6 protein-coding genes are annotated in these 8,167 nt (G+C 43.3%); 1 reads left to right on the top strand and 5 read right to left on the bottom strand.

All coding sequences use genetic code 11. The features are described 5' to 3' along the window. Positions 1 to 350: transposase (locus TW84_RS20725; protein WP_045977522.1), on the bottom strand; the 350-nt coding region annotated here is incomplete at its 3' end. 213 nt (positions 351 to 563) lie between these two features. Between TW84_RS20725 and TW84_RS20720 the strand changes: the two genes are divergently transcribed. After that, positions 564 to 1,967, top strand: coding sequence for an MATE family efflux transporter (locus tag TW84_RS20720; RefSeq protein ID WP_084720276.1), 1,404 nt, complete (start codon positions 564 to 566; stop codon positions 1,965 to 1,967). 28 nt (positions 1,968 to 1,995) lie between these two features. On the opposite strand, the gene TW84_RS23800 is transcribed toward TW84_RS20720, so the two are convergent. From TW84_RS23800 to TW84_RS20695, 4 genes are all read right to left on the bottom strand, one after another. Continuing rightward, positions 1,996 to 2,814, bottom strand: a complete 819-nt coding sequence (locus TW84_RS23800; RefSeq protein WP_052707950.1) for an AraC family transcriptional regulator — start codon at positions 2,812 to 2,814, stop codon at positions 1,996 to 1,998. A gap of 275 nt (positions 2,815 to 3,089) precedes the next feature. Next, positions 3,090 to 4,202 (bottom strand): linear amide C-N hydrolase, encoded by a 1,113-nt coding sequence (locus tag TW84_RS20710; RefSeq protein WP_045977520.1) that lies wholly within the window; start codon positions 4,200 to 4,202, stop codon positions 3,090 to 3,092. A gap of 538 nt (positions 4,203 to 4,740) precedes the next feature. Further along, on the bottom strand, positions 4,741 to 6,897 hold the full coding sequence (locus TW84_RS20700) for a TonB-dependent receptor (protein WP_045977518.1): 2,157 nt from the start codon (positions 6,895 to 6,897) through the stop codon (positions 4,741 to 4,743). 288 nt (positions 6,898 to 7,185) lie between these two features. Beyond that, positions 7,186 to 8,142, bottom strand: coding sequence for a GntR family transcriptional regulator (locus TW84_RS20695; protein ID WP_045977517.1), 957 nt, complete (start codon positions 8,140 to 8,142; stop codon positions 7,186 to 7,188). Positions 8,143 to 8,167 lie beyond the last annotated feature (25 nt).

Below are 8,167 nucleotides of genomic sequence, written 5' to 3'. Positions count from 1 at the left end.
ATCGGGTGAGTAAGCTGGCCTTCAAGCCAACGCTGAACAATAGGGGGTAACTTATGCGCCATCCCCCAGCGCTCAACAACTTGATGATGTGACAAGCCCAAGGCTCTCTCTCGGTTGATATTGACGACTAAGTGGTAGTGATTACTCATGATGGCGTAAGCACAAATATCGATGCAGTAGAGCTCCGCAAGCGAGTGCATTTTGTTGACAATCCACTCTCGGCGATGCTCATAACTCACTAGGGTTTGCGGATCTTCACCACATAAAAAGCTGCGCCTCACACAACGAGAAACGCAATGATAATAGGATGTGGCTTCAATCGAGATAAGTTGCTTGCGCGCGGTTGTCATCAATGTGTCTCCTTGTCGAATACTGAGAAGGTAGCAATCATTCCAATAAGAGTTTGTAATCAGTCCCTCGAAAAGGGGGAAATCGTACTTATTTAGTCCTTTTGGTGTGTGTCCTGAATTTATAGTCGAATTCTTCCCCGCCGTCTTTTTGGTGTGTGTCCCCGAATTCCCCCCGACTTTCTGGAGTAAAAACTGAATATAAGCCGATTTTTAATGAATTGTAGCTCTGCTGGTGCTGCGTGTAGAAAGTTAAAGTGTCTGTCTAAATTGTTACCGATAAGAGAGAACGATATGGACTTTGGACACGATCCGATAAAACGCTTATTTTTCAAATTATACTGGCCAACATTAACGGGAATGCTCACCATGGCAGCTTACCAACTGGCTGATGGCATCATTGTTGGGTATGGCGTGGGTACCATGGCATTAGCTGGTATAAGTATGAGTTTTCCACTTTTGTTTGTTGCAATCTCGCTTGCTATGTTAATTGGCGTGGGTAGCAGCATGGTTATTGCAATTAAACTGGGAGAAAACCAATCTGCGGTCGCCAATCGTGTTTTTCACTACAGTTGTAGCATTTCTTTATTGGTTTCTGTTGCGTTAGCTTGTGTATTGCTGGTGTTTACAGATACATGGGTTGGCCTACTTGGTGCCAGTGCTGATATCCAACCATACTTAAAAGAATACTTAATATACTGGACGTTATTTTTGCCTACGCTTTTCCTCCGGTTTAGTTTTAGCTTCTTTGTTAATAATGACAAATCTCCCCATATTTCACGTAATGCAAACATTGTATCCAGTCTTTTGAACGTCTTGCTCGATCTATTGTTCGTCCTTGTTTTAGAGTGGGGAATAAAGGGTGCTGCTATTGCTACGGGTATCTCTCAAGCGCTTGCTGTTATTTATATGGCTTATCATTTCTACCTCGGTGAAAAACATCTTTCATTTAAAAACTATGCATTTAAGATACGCGACTGCGAACAAAAGCGAGTGATAGGTCTAGGCTTTCCTATTTTTATCTCAGAAATTTCGGGCGCTTTGGCTTTCGCAATGCTGAACAAAGCCGCAATTTCACATGGAGGAAGTGAAGCCGGTGCGGCATTGGCAACCGTTAATTTCACGCTATTTTTTGTGATGAAGTTTCTTGTTGGCGCAGCTTTCTCGGTACAACCAGTGTTTGGTTTTAATCATGGAGCAAAAAATCATCACCGCATCGAAGCGCTACTCAATTTTTCACTGAAATTCGTCTTTGTGATAGGTGTATTAGCTTATGTCCTCATCTACTTGTTCGCTGAGCAGCTCGTCACTCTATTCAATGTTGTGAACCCTAAAGAGGTCCAATTAGCGACTCAAGCTCTTTTGTTGTTCTACCCTGCTACCGCGTTTATGGGAGCAAACTTGATATTCGGAGCCTACTTTCAATCAGTCGAAAAAGTAAAGGTAGCAACTAACTTAGCGTTAATTCGTGGCATGGTTTTAGTCGCGTTTTTTTTAATGGTGTTACCAGACATCTTTGGTTTGGTAGGAGTGTGGCTGGCGATGCCATTGGCCGAATTCATCGCCTTTTTGTTAACGCTTCCTTTGCTCTATTTTAAGAAGGAAGAGCAGTTAGTGTAGTGGTTACATAAACTATCGAATTGTGCTTTCAGTGATTGGAATTTGTGGCTTGCTTTTTTCGCCACTGGGCAGGGGTTTGCCCTGTCACCTTTTTGAATTGGCGGATAAAATGCGTAACATCTTTCCAATCTAACTCGGTGGCAATGGCCTGAACAGAGAGTGAGCTGTGAGTCAACCGATAGGACGCTTTCTGTATTCTGGCCTGACAGATCCATTCTCCAACCGTAAAACCAGTTTCTTTTTTTACTATGGTTGCCACATGAGAAGATACGCGGTGCACTGCCGCTGCCACTTCTTTCAGTGAAATTGCATTGTGGCAATTCTGATGAATGAATTTCAGTGACTCTGATGCTAATTGACTGATGGGTTTTTGGCTGTGTTTAAAGCTCATCCCTCGGTATACATCACCTAAGATGATTGAGAGATAGGAGCTCAACAAGTGGGGGGATTCAACACTTGATTGCTGACTTTCATCGCCTAAAGCTTCTAGAATTCGAATCAAAAAAGGCAGTCGCTCTTGGTCTACCGGAACGTTAGGTAAGGCCCCAGCGGTCACTTGCTGAAAAGGCTGCATCAATAAGCTTTCTTCATCAACCCCTAAACAGCCGATGCAAAAAGACACTAAATACATATCAATGTTTTCGGCCCTTACGGCTTTGTGGGGTACACCAGGAGGAATGATGACGATAGCAGGAGCAACAACTTTTAAATTGGAACCATAGACCATCTCGACAACACCTTTGGTTAGCAATGCCAAGCGATGTTCTGGGTGGTGAGCTGTCTGATTATGCCCGTCAAAAGAGACACCAACCAAGTGTTCTATTTCAACATTGTGGGTGTGCTGCATCAATGATTCCTTCGGCTATGTACCATAATATTAGCCGATTTTACCTTATAATAGAGGTTATAGATCAAGTTTGTCTTATTGAGCGTAGCGGACTTGGTGTTGTGCACGACCTTAACAGGCTGAATGTTTACCTGCGGCACCTTCTAACTCGAAAGTGCCGCCCTATGTACTACCGTGAATACTATGTGCTGTTCAATGAAAAGGGGACCTATAACCTTGTTAAGAAGCCCGTTTTCAAATGTTTGAGGCCTTCTTTAGTGTGGCGGAGCCAATAATTATTTTGCGCAGAATGGTTGGCTTTTATTAATGTTGGTGCAAGGCTGTGTTTCTGGTCCGTTTGGGTTGCGGCCTAGTTCAACCACTTTTTTACCATTAACATCAAACATTGCGAAGTCGTATTGCTCAATTTGATCAGTGTCCCAACGGTCTAACTTAAGTGTTTTGTTCTTTAAGTCTACTTGAGAAACCCATAGAGTCGGGAAGTTCATATCATACGCTACGTCCCACTTTGTATAGCCGCTACGCATTTCATGAGCAACACCTTCAATAATATTGCCTAGTTGTTTATTGTCGCGGATACCAAAACGTTCTTCATACGCTTTAACTTCCTCCAGTGCGTATTGAGCTCGGTGACGACGATCCAAAGAGTTAATCGACGCGGTTGGGAAGCGCTTCTCACCCATTAGCTCTTTGTCGATTTCCGCCATAGTGTCAAAGGTTGGGTTGTTAGAAATGACGTCTAAGGAACCTGCTCCTCGATAAAGTTTTTTTTCGCCATTGACCATTTCAACAAGTATGGTCTCACCAGAATTATCGGCAAAAATGAAGTGAGCAAGGAAATGGTCTACTGTCGCATTCGCATCATACTGCCCAGGTACACCACCAAGTTTTTGATCGCGTATATTGGTGTTATTGATAATAGACTGCACTTCATCAAGGTTTTTTGCATTCGCAACAACGTATTGTACAAATTGCTGACCATCTATGTTTGTATTGCCTTTTTTTAGTGCTTTTTCATCTTGCCAGTCGGTATTGAGATAATGAATCTGACCAAGTACACCATGCTCGTTGATGGCTTCTGTGACAAACTCTGCGTCGAAGCTTGCAATTTCAATCATGGCATATTTTGACTTGTAAGCTTGGTTGGCAACCCCTGATTTGTTGAGGTCAACCCCGTATACTTTTGGTGCGCGTGTATCAAGGACTGTCCCTCTTGGGATACCGCGAACAACAGCTTGATCGTATCCTTCCCAATCCATAGAGCGTGTGACCATTGTCGTTTCTAAAGCGTCTGAGTGGTATAAAGCTCGCGTACAAGCCTCTGCTGCGCTAGAAATGGTTCCCATTGTTGTTGCAGTTAAGGTGAGCGCTAGTAATTGTTGATTCATAATCTAAATATTCCAAAAGAGAAGTTTTTATCTGTGAATTGCTAGAAGCCGCAATTAAAAGACCAAGAATATATGTGCCAAAGGCAGATAGAGTGGTTTTGTGCCTGGCTAACTTCAGCTTTCCACTTTTCAGAGGACGCATAACGATTGGTTATTAAATTGGAGTCACTTCTGTGCTCATATTATGCATTTGGTTTTATATTTATTCAACGAATAATCAACAGGTTAAGATGAAGATATGGAAAGTAAAAATTAAAAAAATTAGGGACACACACCAAAAAATAGGGACACACACTATAAGTAGATTGCTGCTTATGGCTTATCGCTTATTCGCTCGAAAGTGGCCAAACTTCTGGGCAACTCATATCGTAAAGTGACCAACGGCATCTAAACTAGATGCCGTATTTTAAAGTTTCTGGACACAGAGGGTCGTTGCAGAAAACCGTTTCTTTTTTCGCTAAGTGCACCCATAAAATGACCAATAACCCAGAGTGATGGGCATCTGAGCATGGAGTCGAATTTTATGGATGCCATAGCGTTAAAACTTAACTTGGTAGTTTAGAGTGTAGGTACGTCCACGACCTTTGTAATCATAAGCAGCAGATTCGTAGTGCTTTGAGTAGATGATTTGTGCACGTTGACCCCAAGCTGTGGTGTAGTCCTTATCAAATAGGTTTTGAATACCGAAACCTAGGCTACCTACTGGAAGCTGGTAGCTACCGACCAGATCAAATAAGGTGTAGCCATCTAACTTGTTGTTTGAAGCATCTTCATAGTCAAACATGGTTTGGCTTTGCAGTTTTACCGCAAGATCTGCGGCGTACCAACCTGCCCAAGCATTGGCTTTAGAAGTACTTGCATAGCCAGCATCATAGTCTTCCCAGCCATTATCGCCTTTCACTTCAGATACTACATAGTGACCAGAAGTACCAAGCTGAATATTGTCATGAACCCAGTAAGATGCCATTGCTTCTAAACCGTAGACACGTTTCTTATCTTCGATTTCTTCGATAAGCAGTGTTGTATCGTTGTATTTAACATTCTTGTCTGATTGAGAGTAGTAAGCCGCAGTCTGTAGGTTCAGATCGTCGATATCTAGACGGTAACCTAGCTCAAAGCTGTTGGTCTTAATCCCTGACATTTTTGATTCGTTGACGTTAATGCTGTCATTTAGTTGCCAATGATCTCCAACCAGTGTGTAGTTACCTTGTCCGTAGTACTTAGCGGGATCAGCAAGATCAAACCCTTGTGAGAAGTTTGCCCATACTTGAGAGTCACTGTTTAGGTGATAAATTGTTCCCAAATTAAATAGCGCGACACCGTAATCTGTTTTACCACCGGGAACTGCATCGGCTGAAGTACCATTTCCTTTGGCAATTTCTTTTTGCTGGTCGTAATCAACAAAATCATTAATCTTGTTTGACATGTATTGGTAGCGTACACCACCTTCGACTGTCCAATCTTCAGTGATTGAATAGTCTGCTTGAGCAAAAGCGGCAACTGAGCTGACTTTAACTCCCGGGTAACGTCCAACTTGGGCATAAGTCTTGTTGATTAGGTTGCCAGAGTTATTGGCAATGGTGGGATCATACAGTGCTTGGTTACTTTCCAATTTGTCTTTATAAGCATCAACACCGTAGACGACGTTAAACTTATCGAAATTCTTCGCGAGTGCCGCTTTAAACGAAATGACATCGGTAATCTGCTGACCAGAAGACTGGTAGTAAGGAGTGTAAGTCTGGTCTTCTTTACGGTATGACGCTTCCGCGATGAGCTGATGGCCAAGAAATTGCTCATCTGCATAAGAGGCGCTAAGCATGATGCGTTCCGTGCCGTGTTCACGGTCAGAATCGAAACCTTTACGCGCATCTACAAAGTCTTTACCGACAATATACAGTCCATATGGCGAGTCTTGTTGGCTATCATAGTATTGCGCAAGAAGGTTCAGCTTTTTGGTGTCTGAAACATTAACACCTACTGTGGTTAGAAAATCTACGGTTTGATTAAACTGGAGCGAGCCCTGTGAGATATCTGGAGTAACAATGGTGCCATTGGCATCGAAGAAGCCTTGAGTCTCTGTGTATACGACAGAAGTACGGGCTTGAACTTTTTCATTGCCGCCTGAAATAGACTGTGCAAGTTTGTAGTCAAAGTCTTCACTTGAGTTAAGGCCAGATGTTCCACCTACATAGGATTCAAATTCTAATTCTTCGCTTTGCGCTTTTTTGGTGATTATGTTGACCACACCGCCTGAAGCACCTGCTCCATATATTGATGTAGAACCAGAAAGTACTTCGATACGATCAATATTGAACGGGTCGATTGAATCTAGATGGCGGCTGATAGAGCGCGAAGATTGCAGAGAAACGCCATCGATCATCACGAGCATCTTACGTCCGCGAAGGTTCTGTCCTAGATTGGTACGGGCACCGCTGCTGACATCCAAAGATGGAATTGCCGTAGCCAGAATATCACCAAGAGTCTTACCTCCGCGGTATTCTTGTTCGATGGTTTCTGATTCGATATACCAAACCGTACCAGGAATATCGCTGATCGCTTTAGGCGTTCGGCTCGAAACCACTACCATTTTCTCTTCAGATGTGAACTCTTGGGCTTGAGCAGTAAACACTGTGCCTGTTGCGGCAATCGCCAAAGCAACAGTAGTTAGATGGAACTTACCTTTACTCGCTTTCATTATTTTCTCTATGTTTATCAATACAAAGCTGCGCAAATTAGTATTTGGCGGCAAGGCTGTTTTGTTATTTCTAAATAAGAATCATTATTATTGTATTTCTGCATCGAAAGTGCAATATGCTAATGCGAATTATTTTCTTTTAACTCAATAGCGGTGTGATAATTGTGGTTTGAAGAGGAAAGATGAACCGCTGACGCCGAGGTTTAGGTGCCTCTGCGACGCTTTAGAGTAAGAAAAAACTTATGGTGAGGTAAAAAGAAGGCAGCTGTAATTGGGCTGCCGATGTGATTAGATGTCTATGTCAGCAATACTGGTTACGAGCTTTTCTCGTTCTGATAGCGAAAGGTTAACCATATTGCCATAAGTGCGCTGCATGACGCGAATATCATTTTCTAGTAGTTGAGTGAGCTTCTTGGATGCACCTTGGTTGTCGCCTGCCAATACAAGCTCGATGATATCCAGGCGGCGTTGGCAAGACTTGGTGACAGAAGATTGAATATGCATAGATACGAGATCGGTCGCTTTACGCATTCGATTATGTTGCTGCATATTGCCAAGCAGAAAGCGATTACCAGAACAAGCAGCAAGCAACTCATGGAACTCTGCACTTAAGCTAAACAAATCACTCGCGCTCACAGCATCAGGGGTTTGAATCGCCTTAAAGTGACTGTCGCGACAATCCTCTAATGCATGGCGGTCGAGTGACCAACTCGGCTCAAGAAGACCAGCAGGTTCGAAGATAAGCCGACATCGGTAGCTCTCAGTGTGTCGTTCAAGCGTGTTGAGTACGCCATCCAGATGCCATTTATAGCCGGGACTGCGGCGTAAGATGCCATCACTTTCTAGTAGGCGGAGTACACTTTGTACTTCACCTCGGTTGGCGTTATAGCGCTCTTGAAGCTCTTTCTCAGAAAATGCAGCGTCGATATCACCGAAGAACAGATCCATGAGTAGTCTCAGGTAGAGCTTCTCCTGACGTGATTCTTCCTTATCGGAGGCGTCATCGGATTTGATGGCTTGCGCATCTAGCTGTAAGACAAAGCCTTTATAGGGAACCGCTTTGGCGATACCTAACGCTGACATATAAGTGAGCACAGCGCGCATCGGCGTTCTTGAGACTTCAAACTGTTGGGCTAATGAAGACTCGTTCAGGCTGTCGCCAACTTTTGCATGCTCCGCTTTGAGCTTGCTGATGACTTTATTGAACAAATCTTGCTGAAGTTTAGTAATTGCTGTCTTTTCCATGAGTGACAATTTGTAGTGTTCTTGC

It is taken from the genome of Vibrio neptunius, from assembly GCF_000967495.1.
Classification (GTDB): domain Bacteria; phylum Pseudomonadota; class Gammaproteobacteria; order Enterobacterales; family Vibrionaceae; genus Vibrio; species Vibrio neptunius.
The sequence above is the reverse complement of the archived record's forward strand: the minus strand, read 5'-3'. Positions and strand labels throughout refer to the sequence as shown.